The 1,774-nt window shown below is 68.7% G+C and carries 2 protein-coding genes; both read left to right on the top strand.

The annotated features are described in order from the left end of the window. Positions 1-61: 61 nt before the first annotated feature. Positions 62-718 carry a methionine ABC transporter permease gene (locus G3N93_RS39500; RefSeq protein ID WP_046546161.1) on the top strand — a complete coding sequence of 219 codons (657 nt, stop codon included), beginning with the start codon at positions 62-64 and terminating at the stop codon, positions 716-718. Positions 719-772: 54 nt separating this feature from the next. Then, a complete protein-coding gene (locus G3N93_RS39495) occupies positions 773-1,615 on the top strand; it encodes a hypothetical protein (RefSeq protein ID WP_174986027.1) in 843 nt (280 codons plus the stop codon). The last annotated feature ends 159 nt before the right edge of the window (positions 1,616-1,774 follow it).

Below are 1,774 nucleotides of genomic sequence, written 5' to 3'. Positions count from 1 at the left end.
GCGGTTGCCGCGCTGCTCGAACGTGCGCGCCGCCACGCGAATCACGTGGAGGTGCTCGGCTATGTTTGACCTCTGGTGGCCCGAACTGCTCGACGCGATCCGCGACACGTTGTCGATGGTCGCCGCGTCGGCCGTGATTGCCGCGCTGATCGGCATCCCGCTCGCGGTGATCCTCGTGACGACCGCGCCCGGCGGCATCTACGAACGGCGCGGCGTGAACGCGGTGCTCGGCGCGCTCGTCAACGTGTTCCGCTCGACGCCGTTCATCATCCTGCTCGTCGCGCTGCTGCCGTTCACGCGCGTGCTGATCGGCACGACGATCGGCGTCTGGGCGGCCGTCGTGCCGCTGTCGATCGCCGCGATCCCGTTCTTCGCGCGGATCGCCGAGGTGAGCCTGCGCGAGGTCGATCGCGGGCTGATCGAGGCCGCGCTCGCGATGGGCGCGAAGCGACGCCACATCGTCTGGCACGTGCTGTTGCCCGAAGCGCTGCCAGGCATGCTCGGCGGCTTCACCATTACCGTCGTCGCGCTGATCGGCTCGACCGCGATGGCGGGCGCCGTCGGCGCGGGCGGCCTCGGCGATCTCGCGATCCGCTACGGCTACCAGCGTTTCGACACCACCGTCATGGCGACCGTGATCGTGATCCTGATCGCACTCGTCTCGGCCGTGCAAATCACGGGCGACCGCCTGGTCCGACGCGTGACCCGGCGTACCTGAGCGACGCCACAAGCGTCTGCTCGCTTCATTCATGATCCTGAGAGAAAGAACCCTATGACCTTGCCCATCGGCGCGCCGCGCGAATGGAACGGACAATTCGAGGAAGCGCTGTTTCTCGACGTGGCGCGACGCCATCGTCCGGACTTCCCGGCGAAGCTCGCCACGCCGCCGCGCGAGCCGCGCAACGACGACGAGCTGGCCGCCGTCGCCGACTACTACACGAAGATGGCGTCGCACGACCTGTTCATCGTGCAGGTCGTCGCGAAGGCGATCGACACGCTGTTCTGCGACGATCCGCACTTCCAGCTGATCCTGTCGCGCCAGCTCGGCGACGACGGCGCGCACGCGGTGATCGGCCGCGAACGCGTGACCGAACTGACGGGGCGCGATCCACTGCCGGAAGTCGACCGGCTCGTCGCCGCGCATTGGGCGCGCATCGGCGACATCGCGGTGCGCGACGTCGCGGGCTTTCTGGCATTCGAATGGCATTACGAGCTGCACATCCTCGCGAAGCTGTGGATTCAGCGCAAGACCGGCCGCATCGGCGATTCCGCGATGCGCGAGCACGGCGAGAACCGGATCCGGCCGGACGAGGAGTGGCATCGCGTGCAGATCGTCCAGTGGTGGTTCGACACGTTGAAGGCGCTGCCGGCAGCCGAGCGTGACGCGCTGATCGATCGCGTGATCGCGGCCGACGAGGAAACGCAGGCGCGGCTCGACGACTATCTGCACGACGAGTACGCGCACACCGCGCACGTGTTCGGCGCGGATATCGCCGAATACCGCGCGATCTACGACGACTGGCGGCGCGAGATCCTGTCGCGGCTGACCGGTCGCACGCTCGACGCGCTCGTGCCGCTGTCGGGTGAAGCGGTTGCGCAGGAAGCTGTCGCATGAACGATCCACGTGGCCCGGCGACCTTCGCGCCGGATACCGATGCACCGGCCTTCGACCGCGCCGCGCTGGCCCGGGCGATCGACGCGCTGCGCGCGGGCACGCTCGTCCCCGTGCTGCCCGCGCCTATCCCGCATCGGCGGACAGTGTACGCGCGGTGCC

Origin of the sequence: Burkholderia sp. Se-20378 (assembly GCF_017104665.1) — a bacterium.
GTDB lineage: Bacteria > Pseudomonadota > Gammaproteobacteria > Burkholderiales > Burkholderiaceae > Burkholderia > Burkholderia lata.
The sequence above is the reverse complement of the archived record's forward strand: the minus strand, read 5'-3'. Positions and strand labels throughout refer to the sequence as shown.

Excerpts from the sequence above, each read along its gene's own strand:
- G3N93_RS39500 (WP_046546161.1), top strand. The coding sequence starts at position 62 with ATGTTTGACCTCTGGTGGCCCGAACTGCTCGACGCGATCCGCGACACG.
- G3N93_RS39495 (WP_174986027.1), top strand. The coding sequence starts at position 773 with ATGACCTTGCCCATCGGCGCGCCGCGCGAATGGAACGGACAATTCGAG.